Source organism: Luteimonas sp. 9C, from assembly GCF_902506295.1.
Classification (GTDB): domain Bacteria; phylum Pseudomonadota; class Gammaproteobacteria; order Xanthomonadales; family Xanthomonadaceae; genus Luteimonas.
The window spans coordinates 648135-674902 of the sequence record NZ_LR733312.1 but is presented as its reverse complement, the minus strand read 5'-3'; the positions used below and the strand labels follow the sequence as shown (position 1 = coordinate 674902).

The 26768-nt window shown below is 70.5% G+C and carries 24 protein-coding genes; 10 read left to right on the top strand and 14 right to left on the bottom strand.

Annotated features, from left to right (window positions below; genetic code table 11):
- The first annotated feature begins 132 nt into the window (after nucleotides 1–132).
- Together CURTO8I2_RS02930 and CURTO8I2_RS02925 are read left to right on the top strand one after the other, a co-directional pair.
- Nucleotides 133–1092 carry an acetyl-CoA carboxylase carboxyltransferase subunit alpha gene (locus CURTO8I2_RS02930; RefSeq protein ID WP_159678530.1) on the top strand — a complete coding sequence of 320 codons (960 nt, stop codon included), beginning with the start codon at nucleotides 133–135 and terminating at the stop codon, nucleotides 1090–1092.
- 11 nt (nucleotides 1093–1103) lie between these two features.
- Complete coding sequence (locus CURTO8I2_RS02925; RefSeq protein WP_159678528.1) at nucleotides 1104–1844, top strand: tetratricopeptide repeat protein; 741 nt, start codon at nucleotides 1104–1106, stop codon at nucleotides 1842–1844.
- A 4-nt stretch (nucleotides 1845–1848) separates the two neighbouring features.
- Here CURTO8I2_RS02925 and CURTO8I2_RS02920 read toward each other — a convergent pair whose 3' ends face one another.
- Nucleotides 1849–2910 carry an NADH:flavin oxidoreductase/NADH oxidase gene (locus tag CURTO8I2_RS02920; RefSeq protein ID WP_159678526.1) on the bottom strand — a complete coding sequence of 354 codons (1062 nt, stop codon included), beginning with the start codon at nucleotides 2908–2910 and terminating at the stop codon, nucleotides 1849–1851.
- A 151-nt stretch (nucleotides 2911–3061) separates the two neighbouring features.
- Between CURTO8I2_RS02920 and tilS the strand changes: the two genes are divergently transcribed.
- Genes tilS through CURTO8I2_RS02905 form a run of 3 tightly spaced genes read left to right on the top strand, consistent with a single transcriptional unit; the run spans nucleotide 3062 to nucleotide 5564 of the window.
- Nucleotides 3062–4390: a tRNA lysidine(34) synthetase TilS gene (gene tilS, locus CURTO8I2_RS02915; protein WP_159678524.1), complete on the top strand. Its 1329-nt coding sequence runs from the start codon at nucleotides 3062–3064 to the stop codon at nucleotides 4388–4390.
- A 9-nt stretch (nucleotides 4391–4399) separates the two neighbouring features.
- A complete protein-coding gene (locus CURTO8I2_RS02910; protein ID WP_159678522.1) occupies nucleotides 4400–4672 on the top strand; it encodes an exodeoxyribonuclease VII small subunit in 273 nt (90 codons plus the stop codon).
- Entirely contained in the window at nucleotides 4665–5564 is a 900-nt protein-coding gene (locus tag CURTO8I2_RS02905; protein ID WP_159678520.1) for a farnesyl diphosphate synthase, read from the top strand. Before CURTO8I2_RS02910 ends, CURTO8I2_RS02905 begins: the two co-directional genes overlap by 8 nt.
- A gap of 34 nt (nucleotides 5565–5598) precedes the next feature.
- Here CURTO8I2_RS02905 and CURTO8I2_RS02900 read toward each other — a convergent pair whose 3' ends face one another.
- The 3 genes from CURTO8I2_RS02900 to pmbA form a co-directional block, all read right to left on the bottom strand.
- Nucleotides 5599–6045 (bottom strand): DUF4870 domain-containing protein, encoded by a 447-nt coding sequence (locus tag CURTO8I2_RS02900; RefSeq protein ID WP_159678518.1) that lies wholly within the window; start codon nucleotides 6043–6045, stop codon nucleotides 5599–5601.
- Nucleotides 6046–6194: 149 nt separating this feature from the next.
- Nucleotides 6195–6605, bottom strand: a complete 411-nt coding sequence (locus tag CURTO8I2_RS02895; RefSeq protein ID WP_159678516.1) for a DUF4870 domain-containing protein — start codon at nucleotides 6603–6605, stop codon at nucleotides 6195–6197.
- Between the two features lie 90 nt (nucleotides 6606–6695).
- On the bottom strand, nucleotides 6696–8078 hold the full coding sequence (gene pmbA / locus CURTO8I2_RS02890) for a metalloprotease PmbA (protein WP_159678514.1): 1383 nt from the start codon (nucleotides 8076–8078) through the stop codon (nucleotides 6696–6698).
- A 23-nt stretch (nucleotides 8079–8101) separates the two neighbouring features.
- Here pmbA and yjgA point away from each other — a divergent pair, with 23 nt between their 5' ends.
- Nucleotides 8102–8710 carry a ribosome biogenesis factor YjgA gene (gene yjgA, locus CURTO8I2_RS02885; RefSeq protein WP_159678512.1) on the top strand — a complete coding sequence of 203 codons (609 nt, stop codon included), beginning with the start codon at nucleotides 8102–8104 and terminating at the stop codon, nucleotides 8708–8710.
- A gap of 103 nt (nucleotides 8711–8813) precedes the next feature.
- Here yjgA and tldD read toward each other — a convergent pair whose 3' ends face one another.
- The 4 genes from tldD to CURTO8I2_RS02865 form a co-directional block, all read right to left on the bottom strand.
- The gene (tldD, locus tag CURTO8I2_RS02880) at nucleotides 8814–10277 is read right to left on the bottom strand and encodes a metalloprotease TldD (protein WP_159678510.1); all 1464 of its coding nucleotides are present in this window, start codon (nucleotides 10275–10277) and stop codon (nucleotides 8814–8816) included.
- A gap of 78 nt (nucleotides 10278–10355) precedes the next feature.
- Nucleotides 10356–14240 carry a YhdP family protein gene (locus CURTO8I2_RS02875; protein ID WP_159678508.1) on the bottom strand — a complete coding sequence of 1295 codons (3885 nt, stop codon included), beginning with the start codon at nucleotides 14238–14240 and terminating at the stop codon, nucleotides 10356–10358.
- 51 nt (nucleotides 14241–14291) lie between these two features.
- Nucleotides 14292–15812: a ribonuclease G gene (gene rng / locus CURTO8I2_RS02870; protein ID WP_159678506.1), complete on the bottom strand. Its 1521-nt coding sequence runs from the start codon at nucleotides 15810–15812 to the stop codon at nucleotides 14292–14294.
- A 7-nt stretch (nucleotides 15813–15819) separates the two neighbouring features.
- Nucleotides 15820–16428 (bottom strand): Maf family nucleotide pyrophosphatase, encoded by a 609-nt coding sequence (locus tag CURTO8I2_RS02865; RefSeq protein ID WP_159678503.1) that lies wholly within the window; start codon nucleotides 16426–16428, stop codon nucleotides 15820–15822.
- A gap of 119 nt (nucleotides 16429–16547) precedes the next feature.
- Between CURTO8I2_RS02865 and CURTO8I2_RS02860 the strand changes: the two genes are divergently transcribed.
- The 3 genes from CURTO8I2_RS02860 (at nucleotide 16548) to CURTO8I2_RS02850 (ending at nucleotide 18546) form a co-directional block, all read left to right on the top strand.
- On the top strand, nucleotides 16548–17279 hold the full coding sequence (locus CURTO8I2_RS02860; RefSeq protein WP_159678502.1) for an SIMPL domain-containing protein: 732 nt from the start codon (nucleotides 16548–16550) through the stop codon (nucleotides 17277–17279).
- A 1-nt stretch (nucleotide 17280) separates the two neighbouring features.
- Nucleotides 17281–17454 carry a hypothetical protein gene (locus tag CURTO8I2_RS02855; RefSeq protein ID WP_159678501.1) on the top strand — a complete coding sequence of 58 codons (174 nt, stop codon included), beginning with the start codon at nucleotides 17281–17283 and terminating at the stop codon, nucleotides 17452–17454.
- Nucleotides 17455–17880: 426 nt separating this feature from the next.
- Complete coding sequence (locus CURTO8I2_RS02850; protein ID WP_159678500.1) at nucleotides 17881–18546, top strand: energy transducer TonB; 666 nt, start codon at nucleotides 17881–17883, stop codon at nucleotides 18544–18546.
- Nucleotides 18547–18835: 289 nt separating this feature from the next.
- Here the strand turns inward: CURTO8I2_RS02850 and rlmH are convergent, their stop codons facing one another.
- From rlmH to leuS, 6 genes are all read right to left on the bottom strand, one after another.
- A complete protein-coding gene (gene rlmH, locus CURTO8I2_RS02845) occupies nucleotides 18836–19309 on the bottom strand; it encodes a 23S rRNA (pseudouridine(1915)-N(3))-methyltransferase RlmH (RefSeq protein WP_159678499.1) in 474 nt (157 codons plus the stop codon).
- 39 nt (nucleotides 19310–19348) lie between these two features.
- A complete protein-coding gene (gene rsfS / locus CURTO8I2_RS02840) occupies nucleotides 19349–19762 on the bottom strand; it encodes a ribosome silencing factor (RefSeq protein ID WP_159678498.1) in 414 nt (137 codons plus the stop codon).
- A gap of 28 nt (nucleotides 19763–19790) precedes the next feature.
- Complete coding sequence (nadD, locus tag CURTO8I2_RS02835; RefSeq protein WP_159678497.1) at nucleotides 19791–20450, bottom strand: nicotinate-nucleotide adenylyltransferase; 660 nt, start codon at nucleotides 20448–20450, stop codon at nucleotides 19791–19793.
- An 8-nt stretch (nucleotides 20451–20458) separates the two neighbouring features.
- Nucleotides 20459–21505, bottom strand: a complete 1047-nt coding sequence (gene holA, locus CURTO8I2_RS02830; protein ID WP_159678496.1) for a DNA polymerase III subunit delta — start codon at nucleotides 21503–21505, stop codon at nucleotides 20459–20461.
- A gap of 28 nt (nucleotides 21506–21533) precedes the next feature.
- Nucleotides 21534–22064: an LPS assembly lipoprotein LptE gene (gene lptE, locus CURTO8I2_RS02825; RefSeq protein WP_159678495.1), complete on the bottom strand. Its 531-nt coding sequence runs from the start codon at nucleotides 22062–22064 to the stop codon at nucleotides 21534–21536.
- A gap of 66 nt (nucleotides 22065–22130) precedes the next feature.
- Nucleotides 22131–24887 (bottom strand): leucine--tRNA ligase, encoded by a 2757-nt coding sequence (leuS, locus tag CURTO8I2_RS02820; RefSeq protein ID WP_159678494.1) that lies wholly within the window; start codon nucleotides 24885–24887, stop codon nucleotides 22131–22133.
- 166 nt (nucleotides 24888–25053) lie between these two features.
- Here leuS and CURTO8I2_RS02815 point away from each other — a divergent pair, with 166 nt between their 5' ends.
- On the top strand, nucleotides 25054–26748 hold the full coding sequence (locus CURTO8I2_RS02815; protein ID WP_236550985.1) for a diguanylate cyclase: 1695 nt from the start codon (nucleotides 25054–25056) through the stop codon (nucleotides 26746–26748).
- Nucleotides 26749–26768: the final 20 nt, after the last annotated feature.

The window sequence follows — 26768 nt, the reverse complement described above, 5'->3', positions numbered from 1 at the left end:
CCAGACGCCGTCGTACGGCCCCATCGGGCGCTCTCCGCTAGACTGTCGCCCTTTCCGGCTCCGGCCGGGCCCGCGTGGCGCAGTGCGCCCGGGTCCGCACCGCGGTCGCCTCCCAATGGACGGCTCTCCCGAATGAATCCGAATTACCTCGACTTCGAACAGCCCATCGCCGATCTCGAAGCGAAGATCCAGGAACTGCGCCAGGCCAGCGACGGCCCGGCGGTCAACATCGACGCCGAGCTCGCCACGCTGCGCGACAAGCTGCGCAAGCGCACCGCGCACATCTTCCGCGACCTCACGCCCTGGCAGGTCTCGCAGCTGGCGCGCCACCCGCAGCGCCCGTACACCAACGACTACATCCGCAGCATCTGCGACGAGTTCGAGGAGCTGGCCGGCGACCGCGCCTACGCCGACGACGCCGCCATCGTCGGTGGTCTCGGCCGTATCGACGGCCGCAGCGTGGTGATCATCGGCCATCAGAAGGGCCGCGACACCCGGACCAAGGTGCGTCGCAACTTCGGCATGCCGCGCCCCGAGGGCTACCGCAAGGCGCTGCGCCTGATGAAGATGGCCGAGCGCTTCAAGCTGCCGCTGCTGACCTTCATCGACACGCCCGGCGCGTATCCGGGCATCGGCGCCGAAGAGCGCGGCCAGTCGGAAGCCATCGCCCGCAACCTGCTGGAGATGGCGGAACTCAAGACGCCCATCATCTGCACCGTGATCGGCGAAGGCGGCTCGGGCGGCGCGCTGGCGATCGGCGTCGGCGACCGCACCCTGATGCTCGAATACAGCACCTATTCGGTGATCTCGCCGGAAGGCTGCGCGTCGATCCTGTGGAAGGACGCGGGCAAGGCGCGCGATGCCGCCGAGCAGCTCGGCCTGACCGCCAAACGGCTCAAGTCGCTGGGCCTGGTCGACAAGGTCGTGCGCGAGCCGATCGGCGGCGCGCACCGCAATCCGCGCCAGACCGCGACGCGTCTCAAGGCCGTGCTGATGAACGAGCTCGACCAGCTGGAACAGTTGCCGGTCGAGACGCTGCTGCAGCGCCGCTACGAGCGCCTGCGCAGCTACGGGGCGTACGAGGCGGCCTGAGGGGCGACACGATGGGGCCGATCCTGCTGCTCTCGATCCTGCTGCAGATCGGCTGCGGCGTGCACGTGGTCCGCACCGGACGGCCGCTGTACTGGATTTTCATCCTGCTGATCGGCTCCTACATCGGCGTGCTGGTGTATCTGCTCGCCGAAGTGCTGCCCGAACTGCGCAGCAACCGCGGCGCGAACCGGGCGCTGGGGCGTGTGCGCGACCGGATCGACCCGACGCGCCACACGCGCGCGGCGAGTCGCGATCTGGAAATCGCCGACACGCTCGACAACCGCCGCCGGCTCGCCGAGCGCAAGCTCGAGGACGGCGACTACGCCGGCGCCGAAACCCTCTACCGCGAGGCCCTGCGCGGCCTGTACGCGACTGATCCGACGCTGATGCTCGGTCTGGCGCAGGCACAGTTCCATCGCGGCGAACCATCCGCCGCCCGCGAGACGCTCGACGCGCTGATCGCCGCGAATCCCGACTTCCGTTCCCACGACGGCCATCTGCTCTACGCCCGCGCGGTCGAAGCCGGCGACGATTTCACGGCCGCCGTCGAAGAGTACGAAGCGCTGGTCCAGGACTATCCCGGCGAAGAAGCCCGGGTCCGCTACGCGGGCCTGCTGCAGCGCCACGGTCAGACGGACAAGGCCAAAGCGCTGTACGCCGACACGCTGCGCCGCGTCGATCTGGCGCCCGCGTACTACCGCCGCGAGCAGCGCGAATGGGTGGACATCGCCAGGCGCGAAGTGCGCGCCTGACGTCTCACCACGCGCGCAGGTACGGGTCCGGCGTCTCGATCTCGACGCCCAGGTCCCGCGCCGCACGACGCGGGAAGTAGGGATCGCGCAACAGCTCGCGTGCCAGCAGCACGAGGTCGGCATCGCCGTCGGCGACGATGCGCTCGGCCTGCGCCGGCGTCGTGATCAGACCCACCGCGCCGGTCGCGATGCCGACGTCCTCGCGGATGCGGCGCGCGAACGGCACCTGGTAGTCCGGTACCGCGTCGATCGACTGCAGCGGCGACAGGCCGCCGCTGGAGGTGTCGATCAGATCCACGCCGCGGTCCTTGAGCAGGCGTGCCAGCGCGACGCTCTGCTCGATATCCCAGCCGCCGTCGACCCAGTCGCTCGCCGAGATGCGTACCCACAGCGGCAATCGTTCGGGCCAGACGCCGCGCACGGCATCGACCACGTCGAGCACGATGCGGACGCGATTGTCGAAAGGGCCGCCCCACGCGTCATCGCGCGTGTTCGACAAGGGCGAGAGGAACTGGTGCAGCAGGTAGCCGTGCGCGGCATGGAGTTCGGCGACCTCGAAACCTGCGTCCAGTGCGCGCACCGCGCTCGCGCGGAAGTCGTCGACCACCTGCGCGATGCCGGCCGCATCGAGCGCCTGCGGCGCCGGATAGTCCGCGTTGTAGGCCAGCGCCGACGGCGCCACGACCTGCCAACCGCCGTCCGCGACCGGCACCGCGCTGCGGCCGCGCCACGGTGCGAACGTGCTGGCCTTGCGCCCGGCATGCGCGAGCTGGATCGCCGGCGCGGCGCCCTGCGCGCGGATGAAGTGCGCGATCGGCGCCCAAGCCTGCGCCTGCGCGGCGTTCCAGATGCCGGCGTCCTGCGGCGAGATCCGGCCTTCGGGCGAGACTGCGCAGGCTTCGGTCATCACCAGTCCCGCGCCCCCCACCGCGCGGCTGCCCAGATGCACGCGGTGCCAGTCGTCGGGCAGGCCGTCGACCGCGCTGTACTGGCACATCGGCGACACCGCGATGCGGTTGCGCAGGGTCAGGTCGCGCTGGCGGAACGGGGTGAACAGAGCGGACATGCGGGCGCTTCCTATGGCTGGGATCCGCGACTGTAGGCGGACGACGCGCGCGCGGCGACCGCACCACCGGATCGCTGCATCGCACCCTTCGGATGGACGCGGTCGCCGGCGCAGGCGGGTCGACGCGGACCCGCCTCGCTACCATGGCGGCATGCCCACCGAACTGCCCTTGCCCGACCTGCCACCCGATGCATCGGGACGCATCGTGGTGGGCTTTAGCGGCGGCCTGGATTCGGGGGTCCTGCTGCACGCGCTGGCGGAAACGCCCGCCCTGCGGATGCGTGGCCTGCGCGCCGTCCATGTCCACCACGGCCTCCAGCCCGGCGCCGACAGCTGGGCCGCATACTGCGTGGCGACCTGCGCACGTCTCGACGTCCCGTGCAGCGTGGTGCGCGTCGACGTGGCACGGAACACCGGCACCGGCCTCGAAGCCGCGGCCCGTGACGCGCGCCACGCCGCGTTCGCCGCGCACCTCGAGCCGGGAGACCTCCTCGCCCTGGCCCATCACCGCGACGACCAGGCCGAGACCATGCTGCTGCGTGCACTGCGCGCGTCGGGGCCGGATGGCCTCGCCGCGATGCGTCCAGTGCGCCGGTTCGCGAACGGCTGGCTGTGGCGGCCGCTGCTCGCGCTGCCGCGTGCGCAACTGCAGGCCTACGCACAGGCGCATGGTCTGCACTGGATCGAGGACCCGAGCAACGCCGCGGATGACGCCGACCGCAATTTCCTGCGCAATCGCGTGCTGCCGCTGCTGCGCGCGCGGTGGCCGCATGCGGACGCCGCACTGTCCACGGTCGCCACGTTGCAGGCCGACACCAGCGCTTTGCTCGCTGCGGGCGACGACGCTGCGCTGGCCACAGCGAGCACGGGCGATCCGGCCGTGTTGCGACTCGACGCGTTGCGCGCGCTCCCCGCTGCACGACGCGCACGCGCGCTGCGCCTCTGGATCGACACACGTGGCCTGCCCTCGCTACCGGCGCGCGCCATCGACTGGTGCAGCGCCGACCTCGCGACCGGCCGCACGGATCGCGTGCCCTGCTTCGACTGGGCCGGCCACCGTCTGCAGCGCTGGCGCAGACTGCTGCAGGCTGCGCCGGTCCGGGCGCCGCTGGACCCCGGCTTCACCGCGCGGTGGGATGGCGGCACGCCGCTGCGACTGCCCGACGGCGGCCGGCTGTGGCTCGACGGCGCGGCGGCGGGTCCGGGTTGGACCGTCCGCGCACGACGAGGCGGCGAGCGCATCCGTCTGCCCGGCCGCGCCCACACCCACGCGCTCAAGCACGTGCTGCAGTCGCTCGGCGTCCCGCCCTGGATCCGTGCGCACCTGCCGCTGCTCGTCGATGCCGACGAGCGCGTGCTGGCCGCCGGCGACCTGGCCTTCGACGCCGGCTTCGACGCCTGGCTGCGGGCGGGCGGTTGCCGCCTGCACTGGTCGCCCCCCGGCGCCATGCACACGGTGCTGGACGCGCCGATCGCTTAAAATCCGCGCATGCCGAAGAAAACCGCCGCCGCCGAAACCAGTCCTGTCGCCGACTTCGAAAACGCCCTGACCCAGCTCGAGTCGCTGGTCGAGCGCATGGAGGGCGGCGAGTTGAGTCTCGAAGACTCGCTGGGCGCCTACGAGCGCGGTGTCGGCCTGTATCGGCGATGCCAGCAGGCACTCGAAGATGCCGAGCTGCGCGTCAAGCTGCTCACCGATCCGACCACGCCGGAACGCGCGCAGCCCTTCGGTGACGCCGCGGTCGAGGATTCCGATGCCTGACGCGGCGCGCGACACCGCCGCGCTGATCGAGGCCTGGCGCGCACGCACCGACGTCACGCTGCAGCAGGCCCTCGACGCCGTCGCCGGCAGCGAGCCACGCCTGCACGCGGCCATGGCCCATGCGGTCCTGCTGGGGGGCAAGCGCATGCGTCCGTTGCTGGTCCACGCCACCGCATACGCCTTCGGCGCGCCGGCGAGCGCCGCCGATGCCGCGGCGGCCGCGGTCGAACTGGTACACGCCTACTCGCTGGTCCACGACGATCTGCCGGCGATGGACGACGACGCCCTGCGGCGCGGCCAGCCGACCGTGCACGTCGCCTTCGACGAGGCGACCGCGATCCTCGCCGGCGATGCCTTGCAGACGCTCGCGTTTTCGCTGCTCGCCGAGGCGCCGCTGGCTGCCGACGTCCGACTGGCGATGGTCGCCACGCTCGCACGTGCGTCCGGTGCACTCGGCATGTGCGGCGGCCAGGCGCTCGATCTGGCGGCGACGGGCGACAGCGTGTCGATCGGCGTGGACGCGCTCGAACGCCTGCACGCGATGAAGACCGGTGCGCTGCTGCGCGCGGCGGTCGCGCTGGGCGCACTCGCGGCGGGCGTGGATGCATCGACACGCGCACGGCTCGACGGTTTCGCCGATGCGCTGGGCCTGGCCTTCCAGATCCGCGACGACCTGCTCGACATCGAAGGCGACAGCGCCACGCTGGGCAAGACCGCCGGCAAGGACGTCGCGCAGGACAAGGCCACGTTTCCTGCGCTGATCGGCGCCGATGCCTCGCGTGCTCGGCTCGATGCGCTCGCCACGCGCATGCATGAGGCACTCGCGCCGTTCGGAGAGGCCGTCGCCCCGCTGGCCGCACTCGGCCGCCGCGCGATCGAACGCGATCACTGACGCGCGGGCACCGCGCGCCCGGGCTTAAACAGGATCAGCCGCCGAAGAACCGGATCGTCATCGGGTGCCGATAGTGCTCGCCGTTCAAGGCGCGCACCGCGGCGACGATGCTGCTGATCAGCCACAGCATCGCCAGTCCGCACGCGGCCGCCACCAGCAACAGGCCGGCCGGCAGCGTCACGATCGCGCCGATGCCCAGCGTCAGCACCGTCGCACCCAGCAGGCCGATGGCGGCCACGACGATCGCGCAGGCGTAGAGGCACATGCTCAGGTGGAAGTTCAGCGCGTCGCGCGCGTGCGCGGCCACGAAGGCATCGTCGTCGCGCCTGGCCAGATACACCACGCCGGCCACCAGCGCGCCGGCCACACCCGACATCCAGCTGGTCAGCAACGCGAGCACCAGCGCACCGATGTGCATCGCCGCCGCCCAGTGGCGGCTATCGCTGGCGGGCAGCGTCTGCGGGAAGGATGCGGTCTGCATGGGACACCTCCGGTCGTGGGTCGTGCATCCAGCCTGCGCGTGCGCCCGTTGCAACGCCAGATGCGGACGTCACCCGGACTTCCGGCACCCCGAACGCGACAGGCCCCGGCGCGGACGCCGGGGCCTGCGGATGCCGCGCCGTCGATCGTTTACTTGATCAGGCGCAGCGCGAACGGGTAGCGGTAGGCCACGCCTTCGTTCGCCTTCATGCCGCCGATGATGGTCAGCACCAGCCAGGCGATGCCGATCAGGACACCGAGCGGCACGGTCAGCAGCGCACCGAGGCCGAAGGTCACCAGCGTGATCAGGAACAGCACCACGCCGAGCAGCAGCAGGGTGATGTTGAAGTTCAGCGCCTCGCGCGCCTGGTCGGCGGCGAACGGCATGGTGTCCTTCTTCACCAGCCAGATCACCAGCGGGCCGACGATGTTGCCGATGCCGCCGGTGAACAGGCCGGTCAACGCCGACAGATGGCCGAACAGGCCCCACTGGCGTTCTTCCGAAGACGCCACGCCGGCGGGTGGAGGCGATGCGGTGGTGTACTTGTCGAACTCGCTCATGCGGAACGCCTCAGGTTGGGTGAAAGGAACAGGCCATGGCCTTGCGGCGCACTGTTCAGGCAAGCAGCGCCAGCGTCAAGTGCGGAAACGTCATTCGCCGCCCGCCACGGTCATGCGGCCGAGCAGGATCGAGCCGGTGCGCACGTGCGACCGCGGATCGACGTCGCTGCCGACCGCCTCGATGCCGGCGAACATCTGTTTCAGGTTGCCGGCGATGGTGATGCCATCCACCGCATGGCGGATCTCCCCGCCCTCGACCCAGAAACCGGACGCGCCGCGCGAGTAGTCGCCGGTGACCGCGTTGACGCCCTGCCCCATCAGGCCCGTGACCAGCAGTCCGCGGTCCATGCCGCGCAGCAGGTCCTGCAGACCGCCGGCGTTGGCGGGGATCTCCAGGTTGTGCACGCCGCCGGCGTTGCCCGTGCTCTGCAGGCCCAGCTTGCGCGCCGAATAACTGCCCAGCACGTAGCGCTGCAGGACGCCGTGCTCGATCAGCGGCGACTCGCGCGTGGCCACGCCCTCGGCATCGTAGGCCGAAGACTGGAAGCCGCGTTCGAGGAACGGGCGCTCATGGATGCCGAACCACTCGGGGAACAGCTGCGTGCCGACGCTGTCGAGGAGGAAGCTCGCGCGGCGGTACAGCGCGCCGCCGGAGACGGCGCCGAGCAGGTGTCCGATCAGCGAACGGGCCACCTCGGCCTGGAACAGCACCGGATAGCTGCCGGTCGCGAGCGGCCGCGGGTCCAGACGCGCGAGCGTGCGCTCGGCCGCGCGCCGGCCGATGGCGGCGGGTGATTCGAGATCGGATTGCGCCAGCGCCACGCTGTACCAGCCCTCGCGCTGCATGTGCTCGCCTGCGCCGGCGATCAGCGCGCACCCGATGCTGTGGTGACTGCCGCGCTCGGCACCGACGAAGCCGTGGCTGTTGGCGTAGACGCTCAGGCCCTTCGACGTGCTGACCGAGGCACCATCGGAATTGGCGATCCGCGCATCGCAGTCGCGGCCCGCCGCCTCGCAGGCCAGCGCGAGATCCACCGCGGCGTCCGCGTCCAAGGCCCAGGGGTGCCAGGCGTCGTACTCGTCGAAGCGGCCATCGGGGCCCGGCCGCGCCATCAGTTCGGCGTCGGCAAGTCCGGATGCCTCGTCGTCCTCGGTGAAGCGCGCGATCGCGCAGGCCTGGTCGACCGTCGCGGCGAGGCTGTCTTCGCGCAGATCCGCGGTGCTGGCGGTGCCCTTGCGCTTGCCGAAATAGACCGTCACGCCGATGCCGCGGTCGCGCGTGGACTCGACGGTCTCGACCTCGCCCATGCGCACATTGACGCTCAGACCGGCGTCTTCCGAGCACGACACCTCGGCCTGGGTGGCGCCGGCGGCGCGGCAGCGGTCGAGCAGGCGCTGCGACAAATCGGCCAGCGCATCGAGGCGGACGGCCGAATCCTCGGCCGGATGAACATCGATCAGGGCGTGGGACATGGGCAATGACTTATCCTGTTGCAATGAGAGGCATCAACGAAGCATCGGGCGAGTACCTGGGTCCCAGCCGCAAGCAGAACCGGCGCGAAGCGCTGGAAGTGCTGTCGCTGGCCGACGCCCTGGTCGCACTGTCCGAAAACCAGCTGGGCAAACTGCCCGTTCCCGAAGGCCTGCTGCCGCACATCGCCGATGCGCGACGCATCACGTCGCACATCGCACGCAAACGCCAGCTGGCCTTCCTGGCCAAGCAGATGCGGCGCGAGAGCGACGAGACGCTGGAAGCGATCCGCGACGCGATGGACGCCGGCGGCGCGGCGGCGCGCGTGGAGACCGCGCAGCTGCACCGGGCCGAAGCCTGGCGCACGCGTCTGCTCGACGACGGCGACGCGGCGCTGGCCGAACTGCTCGACGCGTACCCGGAGGCCGATCGCCAGCGCCTGCGCCAGCTGGTGCGCAATGCGCTGGCCGAGCGCGCGAAGAACAAGCCGCCGGCCGCGTTCCGCGAGCTTTTCCGCGAACTGCGCAACGTGTTCGCGGCGGCGTCGCTGGCGGCGGGCGAAGACGCTGCGGCCGAGGAAGCGCGTCTGGAAGACGAAGCCGACGAACCCGGCGACGGCGACGGCGCAGCCTGAGTGTGCCCTCCCGTCATTCCCGCGTGCGCGGGAATGACGGAGCGGTCAGCGCGCGCCTTCAGGCCGCGCCGAATCCCAAAACCCCGAACCGCCACCCCGGCGCTCAAGCCTGGGTGCCGCCGACGGTCAGCTGGTCGATCAGCAGATGCGGCTGGCCCACACCGACCGGCACGCTCTGGCCGTCCTTGCCGCAGACGCCGACGCCTTCGTCCAGCGCCATGTCGTGGCCGATCATGCGCACGCGCTGCATCGTTTCCGGACCGTTGCCGATCAGCGTCGCGCCCTTGACCGGCGCGGTGATCCTGCCGTCCTCGATCAGATAGGCCTCGGTCGCCGAAAACACGTACTTGCCGTTGGTGATGTCGACCTGGCCGCCGCCGAAGTTCACCGCGTAGAGGCCCTTCTTAACCGAGCGGATCATGTCCTGCGGATCGTCCTGCCCGGCCAGCATGTAGGTGTTGGTCATGCGCGGCATCACCAGATGCGCGAAGGATTCCCGGCGGCCGTTGCCGGTCGGCGCGACGCCCATCAGGCGCGCATTGAGCGTGTCCTGCATGTAGCCGGTCAGCACGCCATCCTCGATCAGGGTCGTGCAGGTCGTCGGCGTGCCTTCGTCGTCGATGTTGAGCGAGCCGCGCCGGCCGGCGAGCGTGCCGTCATCGACGATGGTCACGCCCGGCGAGGCCACGCGCTGGCCGATACGGCCTGCGTACGTGCTGGTGCCCTTGCGCGCGAAATCACCTTCCAGGCCGTGGCCGACCGCTTCGTGCAGCAGCACGCCCGGCCAGCCGGCGCCGAGCACGACCGGCATGGTGCCGGCCGGCGCATCGATCGCCTCGAGGTTGACCAGCGCCTGGCGCAGCGCCTCGCGCGCGAAGCGTTCCGGCTTGCCGTCGCCCAGCAGCTCTTCGTACGAATACCGCCCGCCGTAGCCCGAGTAGCCGGACTCGCGGCGACCGTTGTGTTCCACCAGCACCTGGATGTTGAGCCGCACCAGCGGGCGCACATCCCCGGCCAGCACGCCGTCGCTGCGCGCGACCAGCACGGTGTCGACGCCGCCCGACAGACTGACCATCACCTGCTGCACGCGCGGATCGGCGGCGCGCAGCAGGCGGTCGACGCGCCGCAGGGCTTCGACCTTCGCCTCGCTGCCGAGCACGTCGATCGGGTCCTGCGCGGGATACAGATCGTGCGCGCGGGTGCGCGACAGTGCGAGCGGTGCATGCGCGCGGCCGTCGCGGGCGATCGCGCGCGCCGACTGCGCCGCGCCCAGCAGGGCGACCGCATCGATGTCGTCGGAATAGGAGAAGCCGGTCTTCTCGCCACTGATCGCGCGCACCCCGACGCCCTGCTCGATCGCATGCGAGCCGCTCTTGACGATGCCGTCCTCGACCGCCCAGCTCTCGCGACGCGAGTGCTGGAAATACAGGTCGCCGAAATCGATGCCGGGACCGAGCAGGGCGGAGAACGCGCGGTCGAGACCGGAGGTGTCGAGACCGGCGGGCAGCAGCAGACGGGATTCGGCCAGCGCGAGCGCGCCGCCGGAGGACACGGAGGATTCGGACATCCCAGCAGTGTGGGGGCAAAGCCGGCGATGGCAAGCCGGCACTGGTCGTGCGCAGACGCGATGGCCCGGGAAAACGCTTCAGTCGGCGGATTGCGACCCTGTCGTAGGCGCCGTCGCGGGCTGCGCCGCGTCGCGACGTTCGACCACGTCCACCTTGGGGTCCTGCCAGGGACCGCTGACGTGATAGTTGCGCGCGCCCATCTCCGCCAGCGGCTTGCGCAGCACCGCGTTGGCGACTGCGCCCACCGCAGCGCCCACGGGGCCCAGGGTCAGCGCGCCCACGGCCGGCAGCAGATTGCCGGTCTTGGGCAGCACCTCGATGTTCTGGTCGTGCGTGCGCGCGGCCAGGTCGGCACTGCCGCGGATGCGGATCTCCGCCGCAGGTCCGTCGATGACGAGGTTCTCCCCGCGCGCGGTGCCGTTGCCGAAGCGGATGTCACCGGCGATGCGGTTGAAACCGAAGCCCTTGCTGAAGAAATCGCGGAAATCGAGCATCAGGCGGCGCGGCAGTTCGGCGACGCTCAGCAGACCCAGCACGCGTCCCGCGCCCGGCTCCACTTCGACCAGTTGCCCATCGCGCAGCGCGATCGACATCGCGCCATCGAGCTGCGCGACCTGGAACGCGTTCGGCGCACCGGGCCAGGCCGCGTCGAAGTCCACCCGGCCCTGGCCGCCGACGATGCTGCCGGCGAACCCGAGTCCCGATGCCAGCGTTCCGAAATTCCTGCTCTCGACATCGGCCTGCAGGCGGGTGCGCGCCGCGGCGCCGCGACCGGTCCAGCGCCCCGTCACGTCGATGCGGTGCTCCGGCGCGCGCAGCTGCAGGCGCTCGATCGCCAGTCCGCCGGGCACCCGGCGCGATGCCGCGTCCACGCGGCCGAGCACGACGCTGCCGTAGCGCAGGTCGTCGATCGCGAGCTCGATCGGAGGTACGGCGGCGGGATCGAGCGTGTCCTGCGCCGGCGTCGATGCCGGCACCCGGGCGATCGCCGGCACCGTCGGCGGCGCGGTCGCCGCAGCGTCCGGCTTCGGCGCAGGCGCCGGCCAGTGCAGGCGCTGCAGCGCGATCGAGACCGGCGCCCCCGCGCGGTCTGGCATCCGCACGTCACCCGCCAGCGCGGCGCCATCGAGACGCAGATCGGTGCCGCCATCCCGGCGCGCGGCGGTGATGCGCGTCTGCCCCAGCCGTCCACCGGCCAGGCGCAGGTCGGCCGTGGTCACGTCGACCTGCTGCAAGGCCGGACCGTCGCCATCGCCGCCCCCGCCCATCAGGCCGATCCAGTCGAGCACGTCGACCACCGGGGTGCGGCCGAAGACCACGAGACCCGCCGCCGGCGCTGCCGCGTCGACCCGCGCGCGGCCCAGGTCGACGCGAATGCCGGCGCGTGCGCCGCCGGTGCGCGCCCGCAGTGCGAGCTGGTTGCCGAACCCGACCAGGACGTCGCCGGTGCCGAACGGCAGCGGCGCCTCGATGGTGGTGCGCAGCGCGCGCGTGGCGGGCTTGTCCAGCGGTGCCGGCAGGCGCAGCGTCGTGCCGACCAGATCCGAGCGCAGCAGCAGCCGCGCCGCTGGCGCGCCGTCGGCCGCCGGCGCGCCGGGTACGGCGACCTGCACCTGCCACGGCGCGCGGCCGCGGACGTGCGGGCGCAGCCACGCCAGATCGGGCGCGCGCGCCAGCAGGGCGCTCGCATCGAGCGGCATGTCGAGCTGGCCTTCGAACGCATGTGCGCCCTGGCGCACGTGGCCGGGCCCCGCGCGCAGTGCCAGCGTGCCGGCCTGTCCGTCCTGCTGGGCGGCGAGCGCATCGGCATGGAAACCCGACTGGTCGAACGCCAGCTGGCCGCGCACGTGGTCGAACGCGAGATCGAAGCGCGACTCGCGCATCGCGACCCCGTCGAGCCGCACGGCGCCGTCGAGCCGCATCGGCGCACCGTGCCCCACCGCCAGCGACACCGACGCCTCTGCCGGACCTGCCAGATCGAGCGCATCGAGCGTGTCGGCGTGCGCGGCCCGGAGCGGGCTCTGCCGCAGCAGTGCCAGCAGCTGCTTCGCATCGGCCTGCGCCGTCGCGGTGACTTCGACCGGGGTCTGTCCGTAGTCACGGATCCCGGCGACCACATCGCGTACCGGCACGCCGGCGAGCTTCCCGGTCGCCGCGTCGAGCCGGAACCCGTCGTTGACGAACCGGATGTGGCCGGCAAGCCGGGTCATCGCAGGCCAGTCGTGCTGGAAGCGGACGGTCGCGTCCGCGATGTCGCCTTCGGCGAAGAACACGCCCCGGCGGTCCTTGCCGGCGTCCGTCCCGAACGGCCAGTCGTCGAGATCACCGGCGACGATGCCACGGCCGTTGCGCACGGTGCCGGCAACCAGGGCCATGTCCAGCCACTCGCGCGCGGCGACCGGCATGGTGTGGCGGACCCAGAACTTCTTCGCGACCGGAATCTGCGAGGCGTCGACATCCGCCGCCAGGTCCAGCCGCGGCCGCGTGCCGTCACCGTCGAACGACAGGCCGCCGCGCGCATCGGCGGCGTAGCCCTCGCCTTCCACCCGCAAGGCCGGCGTCTGGATGCGCCACACGCTGCCATCGCGCCAGCCGGCGATCTCGCCGTCGAGCCGCAGCGGATGCGGCACGCCGAAACCGGCCGGCCAGTCGAACACCGGGCGCGCGTCCGGATCGGGGCGGAACACCACGCCCTGTCCGTCGCCGACCAGGGTGCCACCGAGGCCATCCAGGCCCGGGCGATCGCCAACCGGCGAAAATCCGAACGCCTCAATCCGGGCCGACATCCGCACCGGACCGCCGGCACGCGCGGCGAATGCGACGTCCGACAGCACCGCGTGCGGCGCCGCGGACCGCACCCACGCACGCAGCGACGGCGGTACGCCTTCGCCCAACGCCGCCAGCGCGAGCAGTGGCGCCACCTCGACGCGTCCGGCCTGCATCGCCCAGTGCCGGCCGCCGGCGAGCACCAGCCCGTCGAGCACCTGTTCGCGGCCCTGCTGCGTGATGCGCAGCCTCGGCGCATCGAGTCGCCAGTCGCCGTCGGCATGCGTCCAGCGCACGCGCGCGCTCGCGCCTTCGAAGGCGACGGTGGGCGCGTCACCCGCTGCGCGTGCCACATCGTCCGCACGCTGCAACGACAGCGCGTCCAGCATCACTTCGCTGGTGACCGCCTCGACCTTGCGCGCGCGCAGGTCGATCCAGGCCGTCACCCGGCCGTGGCCCTCGCGGATCGCCACGCCACTGGGCGCCAGCAGCGGCGACCACAGTTGCAGGTCGTTGCGCGGCATCGCCACATACGCACGGCCATCGCCCTGCGCGCGCTGCAGATCCAGGCGCAGATCCAGGGGCGCACCGTCGGCCTCGACCCATGCACGCGCGGCCGCGCGGACGCGGCGCCGGTCGACGCGCAGGCGCAGATCCACGCGCGGCAGCGTGTGCGCGATCGACAGCGACGGCGCCTCGACCGTCAGCCGCGCATCGACCACCTGCAGCTCGCCCAGGCCCTGCAGCGCATCGAGCGGATCGTCTTCCGCATGGGCGGCGCCCGGCAGACCGCGAACCTGCCAGCTGCCGTCGTCCGCGCGCTGCAGCGTCAATTCGATGCCGTGCAGCCGCAGCTCGGTCAGCGAACGCCCCGGCAGCAGACCCGAGTACTGCGCGACCTGGATTTCGGCCGTGCCGATCGGCACGGCGGCCGCGGGATCGCCGATGCGCAGGCCGGTCACGCGCAGCAACGGCCCGCGCCGCGTCCAGGTCGCATCGAGCGTGTCGAACGCGACGGGTCGACCGGCGCGCTCGCCGAGCCAGGCTGCCACGGCCTGCGGATGACGCTCCAGCCACGGCAGCGCGAGTTGCGCCGCCGCCACTGCCACCAGCGCCATCGTGACCAGTACCGCCGCCGCCAGATACCACGCGCTCTTCCGCACGCGACGCAGCCGCGCCGCCCAGGCCGCGGTCATGCCCGTGCCCACACGGCCGACGCCGGATGTGCACGTCTCCAGCGGGGGCGGTCAGAGCAGTACAACGTCGAACTGTTCCTGCAGGTACTGGTCGTCGGACTGGAAGCGGATCGACTTGCCGAGGAACTCTTCCAGCTCGACCACGGCCGCCGACTCCTCGTCGGTGATCGTCGACACGACCTTCGGCGACGCGATCACCAGCAGACGTTCGGCCTCGAACTGGCGCACCGCGCGGACGATCTCGCGGAAGATCTCGTAGGTCACGGTCTCGATCGTCTTGACGATGCCGCGCCCGTTGCAGGCCGTGCAGGTCTCGCCGAGCTGGCGTTCCAGGCTCTCCACCGTGCGCTTGCGGGTCATTTCGACCAGGCCCAGCGGCGAGAAATCGTAGACCGTGGTCTTGGCGTGGTCCTTGGCGAGCGACTTCTCCAGCGTGCGCAGCACCTGGCGCTTGTGCTCGGGGTCCACCATGTCGATGAAGTCGATGACGATGATCCCGCCGAGATTGCGCAGGCGCAGCTGGCGCGCGACCGACTGGGCCGCCTCGAGATTGGTGCGGAACACCGTTTCCTCGAGATTGCGCTGGCCGAGGAACGAGCCGGTGTTGACGTCGACCGTGGTCATCGCCTCGGTCTGGTCGATGACCAGATAGCCGCCGGACTTCAGCGGCACGTCCTTCTTCAGGGCGCGCTGGATCTCGTCCTCGACGCCGTAGAGATCGAAGATCGGCCGCGTGCCGGTGTAGCACTCGATGCGGTCGACCAAACGCGCCTGCTCCGCAGGACCCGGCGCCGGCAGGTACTGCGCGGCGAAGATGCAGAGCTTCTCGTAGGTATCGCGCGAATCGACCTTGACCTTGTCGACATCGCGGCGCATCAGGTCACGCACCGCACGCATCGGCAGCGTCAGATCCTCGTAGACCCGCGCGCCGACGCGCGAGTCGCCCGTGGTGTGTCCGATCAGCGCCCAGGCGCGTTGCAGATAGGCGATGTCCTCGGCCAGCGCTTCGGCACTCTGGCCTTCCGCGTTGGTCCGCACGATGTAGCCGTGACCGCCGGTCGCCGCGGCCAGTTCGGAGACCAGGGTCTTGAGCCGCGTGCGCTCGACGTCGTCCTCGATCCGCGCCGACACACCGACCACCCGCGACTGCGGCAACAGCACGAGATAACGCGAGGGAATGCTGATCTGCGTCGTCAGACGCGCGCCCTTGGTGCCGATCGGATCCTTGACCACCTGCACCACGATGTCCTGGCCGTCGCGCAGCAGCTCGGTGACCGGCAGCGTCGGCGCGGTCGAGGGGAACAGGCTGTCGCCCGCGCCGTCGCCGTCGGTGCCGGTCTGCGGCGGGCGCATCACGTCGTTGGCGTGCAGGAACGCCGCGCGTTCCAGGCCGATGTCGACGAACGCCGCCTGCATGCCCGGCATGACCCGCTGCACCTTGCCCTTGTAGATGTTGCCGACCACGCCGCGCCGCCAGCCGCGTTCGATGTGCAGCTCCTGCAGCATGCCGTTCTCGACCACCGCCACGCGGGTCTCGCGCGGCGTCACGTTGATCAGGATCTCTTCGGACATGTCCGTGTCACGCCTTGTGGTCGTAAATGGCGAAGGGCTGCGGCTGCAGTCCGAACGATCGCAGCAGCGCTGCGGTCTGCTGCAGCGGCAGCCCGATCACGCCCGAATGGCTGCCGTCCATGCGTATGACGAACAGCTCGGCGCCGCCCTGGATCGCATACGCGCCGGCTTTCCCGTGCGGCTCGCCGCTGGCGACGTAGGCCGCGATGGTGTCGGCGTCGAGCACATCGAACGTGACCTCGGTGATCACGGTCGCCTCGGCCTGCCGGCCGATGCCGGCCAGGACCACGGCCGAGATCACCCGGTGCGTGCGGCCCGAGAGCGCCTGCAACATGCGCGTCGCATCGGCGGCGTCGCGCGGCTTGCCGAACACGACGCCGTCGAGCACGACCTCGGTGTCCGCGCCCAGCACGATCGCATCATCCGGCTCGCCGGATTCGATGAGCGCCCGCAGGCCGGCCCGCGCCTTGTCGGCCGCCACGCGCACGACGTAATCGGCAGCGGATTCGCCGGCGCTCCGGACCTCGGGCACGTCGACGTCGACCCGCCCGAAGGACAGTCCGAGACGGGCCAGGAGATCGCGGCGGCGGGGGGATTGCGAAGCCAGATGCAGCATCCGGGAAGGATACCGTGCGGGCGGTGTCCGACCGCCGGCTGAACATGCGTAACCCCGGACCGGCTCACGGGCCGTTCACCGGTGCGTGACGACCCTTGTTCATCTCAACGGAGCCTCGAATGCACCTGATCCCCCGCCCCCTGCTGCTCGCCTGCGGCCTCGCCCTCGGAACCCTGACGATGACCGCCAGCGCCCAGCCCGCCACGCACCACGCCGCCCCCAGCGACGGCACGCTGCTGTCGATTTCGGCCCAGGCCGAAGCCAGCCGTGCGCCCGACATCGCCACGCTCTCGACCGGCGTCGTGACCCAGGCCGCCGACGCCAATGCGGCGATGCGCGCCAATGCCGAGCAGATGTCCACGCTGATGGCGGCGATCAAGGCCGCCGGCATCGCCGAGCGCGATGTGCAGACGTCCGGCATCAATCTCAGCCCGCAGTACCGTTACGCCGAGAACCAGCCGCCGGCGATCACCGGCTACCAGGCCAGCAACACGGTCAACCTCAAGGTGCGCGACATCGGCAAGCTCGGCCAGGTGCTCGATGCGCTGGTCGCCAGCGGTGCCAACCAGATCAACGGCCCGACGTTCGAGATCGAGGACGCCGACGGCGTGCAGGACCTGGCGCGCGCCGATGCGCTGAAGAAGGCGCAGGCCCGGGCCGAGGTCTATGCGGCGTCGCTCGGCATGCGTGTGCGTCGCATCGTCAGCATCAGCGAGGGCGGCGGCTTCACGGCGCCGCGTCCGATGATGGCGATGCGTGCGATGGCCGACAGCGCACCGGAGACCTCGGTCTCACCGGGCGAAACCACCCTGACCGCCAACCTCGACATCGTTTTCGAACTGGGACGCTGACATGAGCCAAAACAGGACCACCCCCGAACCGGCGACCAAGCCCGGCCAGAATCCCGGATATCCGGAAAAGAACCCGACCGACAAGGGCGACGCCCAGCAGCCGGCGGATACCGGGGATCAGAACCCCGACGACGGCGGCCTCGACCGGGAGCCGGAGAACATGCCCGAGGACTGAGCCTCGGCCGGACACGCACTGACAGGGCCCGCCATGCGCGGGCCCTGTCGTATCCGGATGCCGCACAGGCAGGACGCGCGCCGCGCTCGACGTGTCGTGCGCCGCTGCGCGGCCCGGGCCAATGGAGTCGCGCTCGAACAGCTCGGGACGCGTGGATCGGGGCCCAGATCGGCCGGCCGGGCAGCTCGCACGCCGTGGAGTCCGTGCCTGCGCGCGTCTCGGCGACGTGCCGCCAATCCCGCGCAGGTCTCCGTTCGTCGGGGCGGTCTTGTCGTCCCGCCCCGATCGGCGCAGGTTCGGGACGACGATGCGACGGCGCGGCTGGCCTTCGACCCCATGGCCACCGCTGCCACGTTGACGCTTCCACGGGCCATCCGGCCCGCACACAGGAGGTGGTGCATGGTGCTGCAGCCCATTGGTCCCCGCATGCGCGGACCCGTCCACGAACCGTCACGTCCCGATGCGGTGCGCATCGTCGGACTCAGCGGCACCCTCGCCCTCAATGCCATGCTGTTCATGGTGCTGCTGGTGCCGGCCAGTCGCGACGCGCTCGAATACGCCCTGCCGGAGCGCAAGCAGGAATTCAACTGGATCACCCCGCCCGCGCCGAAGCCCGAGCTGCCGCCCGAACGGGTCGAGGTGGTGCAGCCGCGCAGCACGCCGTCACCGGTCGTGCCGCAACAGACGCTGCCGCGGATCGCACCGGTCGAGGCCGCGATCCTCGTCGATGCGGGCACCCTGCCCGCCCTGCCGACGATCGAAGGCCCGCCAGTGGCTGTCACGCCGACCGTGATCGACACCACGCCGGTGTCCGGCATCGCGCTGCAGTACGCGAGCGCACCCGCACCCGATTATCCGCGTGCGGCGCTGACCGCCGGTGCCGAGGGTGTGGTGTTGCTGGAAGTCCACGTCGGCATCGATGGCCGCCCGATGGACGTGCGCATCCACCGCAGCAGCGGCAACCGCGACCTCGATCGCGCTGCCCTTCGCCACGTGCAGCGGACGTGGACCTTCCAGCCGGCGATGCGCGATGGCGTGCCGGTGGAGGCGATCGGACTGGTGCCGATCGCGTTCAATCTGTCGAAGGGGTAACCCGAGCCTGCACCCAGCCCGATCCGCATGTTGTAGCGAGCGGGCACCGAGCACCTCTCCCTCAGGGGGAGGTGTTCGCGCGTCGGATGAGGAGCCGGTCACAGGGAAAGCAAACCGGCACTTTCCTGCAGAACGCAAGGAAGCAACACGTCACTCCCTTCATTCCATTGGCTTCCAACAGCCGCTTGTCTGGTCGTGCCGTCATGACGCTTCGATGCGTTGCGAAACGCACCGCACGGACGAGTATCCAGAGACAGCGCCACCGATCGATCAGATCGACGCGCGGCAGCTACCCAGCGCGGTGGTACGGATGGTTCGCCAGCATGGCCGCCGAGCGGTAGACCTGCTCGGCCAGCACCAGGCGCACCAGCATGTGCGGCAGCGTCAACGGCCCGAGCGACCAGCGCTCGTCGGCGCGTGCGAGCACATCGGGCGCGTGCCCTTCCGGCCCGCCGATCAGGAACGCGAGGTCGCGTCCCTGCATGCGCCAGTGCTCGAGGCGCTGCGCGAGATCTTCGGACGAATGCAGCCGGCCGCGGCCATCGAGCGCGACCACCAGCGCGTCGCGCGGAATCGCGGCGAGCACGCGCGCGCCTTCGTCGGACATCGCGCGCACGGTGTCGCGGCCTTTGCCACGCAGGCCGGGCTCGACTTCGATCAGATCCAGCGGCAGCCAGTGCGACAGCCGCTTGCGGTATTCGGCGAAACCCTCGGCCACCCAGCCGGGGGCGCGTTCGCCGACGGCGATCAGCTTCGCTTTCACGTCGCCGGGGATCCCGGCGGATGTGCCGGGATGCCGCGATCAGGCATCGCGACGCGGGCCGCGCGACTCGTCCGGCGGCTGGTCGCCGACGGTCCACAGGCGCTCGAGCGCATAGAACTCGCGCACCCGCGGCAGCATCACGTGGACGACAACGTCACCCAGATCGACGAGCACCCACTCGGCCTCGCGCTCGCCCTCGACGCCCAGCGGCTGGCAGCCGAGCTTCTTGGCGTGCTTGACCACTTCGTCGGCGATCGACTTGACGTGGCGGCTCGACGTGCCCGACGCGATGACCATGAAATCGCAGACGCTGCTGCGACCACGCACGTCGATGTCGACCACATCGACGGCCTTGATCTCAGCGACGGCGGCGCGGGCCACTTCGAGGAGCGCGTCCGGGGACGGCGGCGGCTCGGGCAGGCGGGTCTTGATGACGTGTGCGGGATTGGACAAGGGTCTGGCTCGGAAAGTGCGGCGGAAATTATAGCGGAGCGCGGGCGGCGGCTCCGTACAACCCCTTCTCCTGGATGAATGCGGCGACGGCAGGCACGAGTGCATCGCCGGTCGATGCGCCTGCGGACAGACGGGCGCGCACCGCGGTCGCCGACTCGTGCGACAGCGGCTGGAGCAGGCGCAACACCCGACCGGCGGGTGCCGCCTGCAGATCCAGCGGCGCGCGGGTCCACCGGTCGCGCAGTGCATCGGCGAGTCCGGCAGGCAGTGCCGCGTCCAGCGCACTGCCCGGCCGTTCGGCGACGACCAGATGCGCGAGCCCGAAGAGATCATGCCAGCGGTGCCAGCCCGGCAGGCCCAGCAGGCTGTCGGCCCCGACCAGCCAGGCCAGCGGCCTGGCGGGACCCAGCTCCTCGCGCAGCTCGGCCAGCGTGTCGACCGTGAAGCTGCGGCCCTGGCGGTGCAGCTCGCGGCGGTCGAGCACGAGGCCCGGCACGCCCTCGATCGCCCGCGCGACCATCGCCGCACGCATCGCGCCATCGGCGCCCGGCGGCGCACGATGCGGCGGATCGCCGGCCGGCATCAGGTGCACCGTGCAGCCGAGTGCATCGCGCGCGGCGCAGGCGATCGCCAGATGCCCGCGGTGGATCGGATCGAAGGTGCCGCCGTAGACCAGGTGCAGCGTCATCGCCGCGGTCAGGCTGCCAGCAGTGCGCCGGCGCGTGCATCGGCGACCGCCACCAGGAGGCGTTCCAGTGCAAGCCAGCCGTCGACGGGATCCTGACCCCAGCGGCCGCGGCCCTTGGCGATGCGGTCGACCCGCCCGGCCTCGGCGACGAACCGTACCCAGCGCGCCTCGGGGTGGCGCTGCAGCGCCCGGCGATAACCCGCTTGGCGGGCGTCCCAGATGCGCTGCGCCTTGAATTCGTTGGCCATGTTGCCGCCGCGGGCCTGCACCTGCGCCAGCTGCGCGGCGCGCGCGAGTTCCATGACCACCATGCCCATCAGCGCCGGAATCGCCGCGCCCTCGGCGCGCAGACCGGCGAGCATGCGCACGACCTGGGTCGGCTGGCCGTTGAGGGTGGCGTCGAGCAGACGGAACACGTCGAAACGCGCGGCATCGGCAACCAGCGCCTGCATCCGCGGCCCATCGAGCGTGCTGCCGTCGGCCAGCAGCGCGAGCTTGTCGACTTCCTGCGCCGCGGCCAGCAGGTTGCCGTCCACGCGCTCGGCCAGCTGCTGCACGGCGGCGCGATCGGCCAGCACGTTGCGACTGCGCAGGCGCGCTTCGATCCAGCCTTCCAACTCGTGCGGCTTGACCTGCCAGGCAACGACCAGATGGCCGATGCCGGTGATCGCCTCGCTCCACTTGCCGCCATGCTGCCGGCTCCACTCGCCGCCCGTGACCAGCAGCGTGACGTCGGACGGCGGATCGGCGCAGAAGCCGCTGATGACCGCAGCGCCGTCCTTGCCGGGTTTGGTCGTCGGCAGGCGGATCTCGACCAGGCGTCGTGAGGCGAACAGGCTCGGCGCCCGGAACGTGGCCTCGACCGCGCTCCAGTCGATGTCGCGGCCTTCGGGCTCGAACACCTCGCGCTCGGCGACCCCCTGCGCGCGCGCGGCGGCGCGTACCGCATCCGCAGCTTCCAGCACGCGCAGCGGCTCGGGGCCGGCAATCAGGTACGCGGGGCGCAGCGGCTCGCGGTCGAGCTGCGCGGGCAGGCGCTCGGGACTCAGTTCCACGGGCGGCGCACTCCGAGCACGACGGCGCTCACTCGCGCGCGCGTTCCTGCGGATTGCGGAACACGGCGTCGATGCGGCGCAGGATCGACGCGCTCATCTCGCGTTCCATCTCGTTCGACAGCAGGTCGCGCTCGGAGTCGGTGCCGATGGACTGGGTGGGAATCGACAGATAATCGCGTGCGAGTTCCACCGCCTGCTCCGGCACGATGTCGTCGCCATTGGCGTCCACCATCGAGAACACCACCGCGTAGCGGAGCGTGTATTCCTGCGCTCTACCCTGCGCGTCGATGCTCAAAGGCGTGGACGCCCAGCGCTCCGATTCGATCCGCAGCGTCGCGACATCCGTGCTGCTCGCGCTCGCCCGCTGGACACCGGCACTGTCGAGCGAACGGTTCAGCAGCTGCACAAGACCGCTGTAGCGATCCCGCGCAGTGACCTTGACCGGCCCGAGATCCGGCGGCAGCGTCAATGCGTTGCGCAGATGGAATCCGCAGGCCGGCAGCAGGAGCACGAGGCCGAGAACGGCAAGACGGATCGAAAACGGGCGAAGTCGGTTCATGCGCGAAGTCTGGACGAGGCGGAAGGGGGCGGCAAGCGGCGCGGGAAGGGCGATGGAACGCCGGGTTCAGCCGGCGACGATGTTGACGATCTTGCCGGGCACCACGATGACCTTGCGCACCGTCAGCTCACCGAGGAACTTCGCGACATTCGGCTCGGCGAGCGCCATCGCCTCGATCGCGTCCTTCGGCAGATCCACCGCGACCTCGATCGTGCCACGCAGCTTGCCGTTGACCTGGATCGCCAGCGTGACCGCGTCGCGCGCCAGCGCGGCCGGATCGGCCTGCGGGAACGCCTGGTCCTCAAGCAGCGTTTCGGCGTGGCCCAGCACCTGCCACAGCGTGTGCGCGATATGCGGGGTGATCGGGTTGAGCAGCAGGACGATGGTTTCGAACGTCTCCTGGCGCAGCGCGCGCGCGTTCGCATCCATCTCGTCGAACTTGCCGACATGGTTGAGCAGTTCCATCACCGCGGCGATCGCGGTGTTGAAGCTGTGCCGGCGGCCATAGTCGTCGCCAACCTTCTGGATCGCCTCGTGCAGCTGGCGGCGCAGGGTCTTCTGCGCGGGCGTCGCCGCAGCGACATCGAACGCGCCGACTTCCCCGCCCTGCACGTGCTTCTGCACCTGGTTCCACAGGCGCCGCAGGAAGCGCGACATGCCTTCGACGCCGGCCTCGTTCCACTCCAGCGACTGCTCGGGCGGCGCGGCGAACATCGAGAACAGGCGCACGGTGTCAGCGCCGTACTTGCCGATCATCGACTGCGGGTCGACGCCGTTGTTCTTCGACTTCGACATCTTCTCGGTGCCGCCGATCGAGACCGGTTGGCCGTCGAGCTTCGACGTGGCGCCGGTGATCCGGCCCTTGTCGTCGCGGACGATCTCGACATCGGCCGGGTTGATCCAGTCCTTGCCGCCGTTGCCCTGCTCCCGATAGAACGTGTCGGCGATGACCATGCCCTGGGTCAACAGGTTGATCACCGGCTCGTCGCTGCGCACCAGGCCTTCGTCGCGCATCAGGCGGTGGTAGAAGCGGAAATACAGCAGGTGCAGGATCGCGTGCTCGATGCCGCCGATGTACTGGTCGACCGGCGTCCAGTAGTCGGCGCGCGCGTCGACCATGTCAGCCGCGCCGGGCGAGGTGTAGCGCGCGGTGTACCAGCTCGACTCCATGAAGGTGTCGAAGGTGTCGGTCTCGCGTTCGGCCGGACCAGAGCAGGCCGGACACGTGGTCTTGCGCCACTCGGGGTTGGACTTGATCGGCGACTGCACGACGCCCGGATTGGCGAAGGCGTCTTCGACGTCCTCCGGCAGCAGCACGGGCAGTTGGTCCTCGGGCACCGGCACCGCGCCGCAGGCATCGCAGTAGATCACCGGAATCGGGCAGCCCCAGTAGCGCTGGCGGCTCACGCCCCAGTCGCGCAACCGGAAGTTGACCTTGCGCGCGCCGCGGCTTTCGGCCTCGAAGCGCGACGCCAGCGCATCGAGCGCCTGCTGGAAATCGAGACCGTCGAACTCGCCGGAGTTCACCAGCCAGCCGCGGTCGGTATAGGCGCCTTCCTCGGCGATGCGGCGCTCGAAGGACTCGACCACCTGCACGGCCGCGCCGGTGTCGTAGACATCCAGCGTCGCGCCGCCACCGAGCGCGGTCGCCATCGGATCGGCATGCGACGTGCGATCGCGGCCGATCTCCTGCAGCGCGTCGCGGACTTCGTCCGGCACGACCACCATCCGGATCGGCAGGCCGTAGGCCTTGGCGAATTCCCAGTCGCGCTGGTCGTGGCCGGGTACCGCCATGACGGCGCCGGTGCCATAGCCCATCAGCACGAAGTTGGCGACCCAGACCGGGATTTCTTCACCGGTCACCGGATGGATCGCGCGCAGGCCGGTGTCCATGCCGCGCTTGACCTGGGTCTCGAGCTCCGCCTCGGACACGCCGCCCTGGCGCAGGTCGGCGATGAATTCGGCCAGATCCGGGTCGCGTTCGGCCGCACGCATCGCCAGCGGATGCTCGGCGGCGACCGACACGAAGGTCACGCCCATCAGCGTGTCGGGGCGTGTGGTGTAGACGGCCAGTTTGTCGTCGCTGCCGACGACATCGAACGAAAATTCGAGACCTTCGCTGCGCCCGATCCAGTTGCGCTGCATGGTCTTGACCGAGTCCGGCCAGCCGCCCAGCGTGTCCAGACCGTCGAGCAGCTCCTGCGCGTAGGCGGTGATCTTGAGGAACCACTGCGGGATCTCGCGCTTCTCCACCAGCGCCCCGGAGCGCCAGCCGCGGCCGTCGATGACCTGCTCGTTGGCCAGCACGGTCTGGTCCACCGGATCCCAGTTGACGACCGAATTGCGGCGGTACGCCAGGCCCTTCTTCATCAGTCGGACGAACATGCGCTGCTCGTGGACGTAGTAGTCAGGGGCGCAGGTCGCGAACTCGCGGCTCCAGTCGATCGCATAGCCCAGTGACTGCAGCTGGCCGCGCATGTGGTCGATGTTGGCGTAGGTCCACTTCGCCGGCGCGGTCGCGTTCTTGATCGCGGCGTTCTCGGCCGGCAGGCCGAACGCGTCCCAGCCCATCGGCTGCAGCACGTTCTTACCCGTCATCCGCTGGTAGCGGCTGATGACGTCGCTGAGCGTGTAGTTGCGCACGTGGCCCATGTGCAGCGCGCCGGATGGATACGGCAGCATCGACAGGCAGTAGTACTTGGGCTTGTCGGCCCGCTCGGTGACCTCGAACGCGCGGGTCGACGTCCAGAAGGTCTGGGCATCGGATTCCACCGGCGTGGGCTGGTAGGCGTTGGGATCGACGACGACGGGTTCGCTGGACACGGGACGCTGCTTGCTGCGGAAACGGCCGGGAAGCCTACCGCAGCGCCGATGCCGCCGCCATTCGGACGGCGCCAGCCGCCGCGCCGTGAACGTGACGCACGTCACTGCGGCTAGAATCGCGTCAGCACCGTCAGGTTCCCCCGCCTTGCCTGCATCGTCTTCCCGGTTGTCGTCCTACCGCCTGCCCGCGTTCGCGCTGGCTCTGCTGCTGCTGTTGGGCGTCGGGATCGCCAGCGTCTGGGGCGTGTCGAGCCTGCGCACCAGCAACGAGTGGATCGGGCACACCTACGAGGTGATCAACCGGATCGAAGTCGCCGAGCGCGCGATCCGGAGTACCGAGGCCAACGCGCGCGCCTACCGGCTGACCGGCCATCCGGAGTTCCGCAGTCAGTACTTGATTGCCACGCATCAGGTGGAAACGGCCCACGAGGCGCTGGCGTCCGCGATCCGCGACAACCCCGCCCAGCACGCGCAGGTGAATCGGATGCGCGAGGCGGCGCAGGCGCATCTGGCCGAACTGCGCCGGCTGTTCGATCTGCAGGAGCTGCGGGGCCCCGACGCGGCCCGCCAGGCCACGAATTCGACCCTGACCCTGCGCCAGTGGAACGAATTCGACACCGCGGCATCGGAAATGCGGCGCGAGGAACTGCGCCTGCTCGATCAGCGCAAGGCACGCAGCGACCGGTCAGCGACCCTGCTGAGCGTCATCGTCGTGCTGGGCATGCTGCTGTCGGGCGGACTGATGATCTCGCTGATGGTCAGCGTCACCCGCGAGAACAAGCGTGCGCGGCGGCTCGAACTCGAAGCACGCGGCGCGGCGCACGAGATGGCGTTGAGCATGGCGCAGGTGGGGGAGCTGTCGAAGCAGCGGCATGAGCTGGCCCGCTATTCCGGTCTTCTGCAGAGCTGTCAGACGCTGGACGAGATCGTGCAGCTGTCGATCGACACCATCCGCCGTCTGGTGCCCGACGCCAGCGGCCGCTTCTATCTGATCCGCGCCTCGCAGAATTTCCACGACAGCGTCTCCAGCTTCGGCGATCACCTGATCAGCAGTCCCGATTCGCTGCTGCCGGCCGATTGTTGGGCGCTGCGTCGCGGGCAGGCGCACATGGTCTCCGGCGAAGAGAAGCGCCAGCTGAGCTGCGCGCATCTGGATGCTGGCACCCCGGCGCCGGGCATCACATCGCTGTGCCTGCCGCTCAGCGCGCAGGGCACGTCGATCGGCCTGTTGCAGGTCAGCGCAGCCACCGATGCGATGGACCACGGCTCGGCAGTCGACGAGCTCATCGGCCAGCTTGCCGAGCAAGTGGGTCTGGCGATCGCCAATCTGCAGCTGCGCGAGACGCTGCGCACGCAGTCGCTGCGCGACCCGCTGACCGGCTTGTTCAACCGCCGCTATCTCGAGGAAAGCCTCGCCCGCGAACTGCAGCGCTGCGAGCGGCGCGGCCTGCCACTGTCGGTACTGATGCTCGACGTCGACCACTTCAAGCGATTCAACGACACGCATGGCCACGCCGCCGGCGATGCGCTGTTGGGACAGGTCGGCCGCCAGATCCAGGCCGGGGTGCGCGCCGACGACATCGCCTGTCGTTACGGCGGTGAGGAGTTCACCGTGGTGCTGCCCGAGCTCGACGCTGCCGGCGCCCTCGTGCGCGCCGAACAGATCCGCCGCGCGGTCGAGATCGCGACCGTCCAGCATCTGGGTCAGCAGCTCGGCCCGGTGACGATGTCGATCGGCATCGCGACGTTCCCCGGCGACGGTCTGACGCCCGAAGTACTGCTGCAACTGGCCGATGCCACGCTGTATCGCGCCAAGGCCGAAGGCCGCAACCGCGTGCTGCACGTCTCCTACGACGATTGATGCCGCCCGCGCGGCGCGGC

Coding starts and splice junctions, on each gene's coding strand:
- CURTO8I2_RS02865 (WP_159678503.1), bottom strand. CDS start 16,428: ATGCTGCATCTGGCTTCGCAATCCCCCCGCCGCCGCGATCTCCTGGCC.
- tilS (WP_159678524.1), top strand. CDS start 3,062: ATGCCCACCGAACTGCCCTTGCCCGACCTGCCACCCGATGCATCGGGA.
- CURTO8I2_RS02860 (WP_159678502.1), top strand. CDS start 16,548: ATGCACCTGATCCCCCGCCCCCTGCTGCTCGCCTGCGGCCTCGCCCTC.
- pmbA (WP_159678514.1), bottom strand. CDS start 8,078: ATGTCCCACGCCCTGATCGATGTTCATCCGGCCGAGGATTCGGCCGTC.
- CURTO8I2_RS02850 (WP_159678500.1), top strand. CDS start 17,881: ATGCGCGGACCCGTCCACGAACCGTCACGTCCCGATGCGGTGCGCATC.
- yjgA (WP_159678512.1), top strand. CDS start 8,102: ATGAGAGGCATCAACGAAGCATCGGGCGAGTACCTGGGTCCCAGCCGC.
- nadD (WP_159678497.1), bottom strand. CDS start 20,450: ATGACGCTGCACCTGGTCTACGGCGGCACCTTCGATCCGATCCACCGC.
- CURTO8I2_RS02855 (WP_159678501.1), top strand. CDS start 17,281: ATGAGCCAAAACAGGACCACCCCCGAACCGGCGACCAAGCCCGGCCAG.
- CURTO8I2_RS02925 (WP_159678528.1), top strand. CDS start 1,104: ATGGGGCCGATCCTGCTGCTCTCGATCCTGCTGCAGATCGGCTGCGGC.
- CURTO8I2_RS02930 (WP_159678530.1), top strand. CDS start 133: ATGAATCCGAATTACCTCGACTTCGAACAGCCCATCGCCGATCTCGAA.
- CURTO8I2_RS02905 (WP_159678520.1), top strand. CDS start 4,665: ATGCCTGACGCGGCGCGCGACACCGCCGCGCTGATCGAGGCCTGGCGC.
- CURTO8I2_RS02900 (WP_159678518.1), bottom strand. CDS start 6,045: ATGCAGACCGCATCCTTCCCGCAGACGCTGCCCGCCAGCGATAGCCGC.
- rng (WP_159678506.1), bottom strand. CDS start 15,812: ATGTCCGAAGAGATCCTGATCAACGTGACGCCGCGCGAGACCCGCGTG.
- tldD (WP_159678510.1), bottom strand. CDS start 10,277: ATGTCCGAATCCTCCGTGTCCTCCGGCGGCGCGCTCGCGCTGGCCGAA.
- lptE (WP_159678495.1), bottom strand. CDS start 22,064: ATGAACCGACTTCGCCCGTTTTCGATCCGTCTTGCCGTTCTCGGCCTC.
- CURTO8I2_RS02920 (WP_159678526.1), bottom strand. CDS start 2,910: ATGTCCGCTCTGTTCACCCCGTTCCGCCAGCGCGACCTGACCCTGCGC.
- CURTO8I2_RS02895 (WP_159678516.1), bottom strand. CDS start 6,605: ATGAGCGAGTTCGACAAGTACACCACCGCATCGCCTCCACCCGCCGGC.
- CURTO8I2_RS02910 (WP_159678522.1), top strand. CDS start 4,400: ATGCCGAAGAAAACCGCCGCCGCCGAAACCAGTCCTGTCGCCGACTTC.
- CURTO8I2_RS02875 (WP_159678508.1), bottom strand. CDS start 14,240: ATGACCGCGGCCTGGGCGGCGCGGCTGCGTCGCGTGCGGAAGAGCGCG.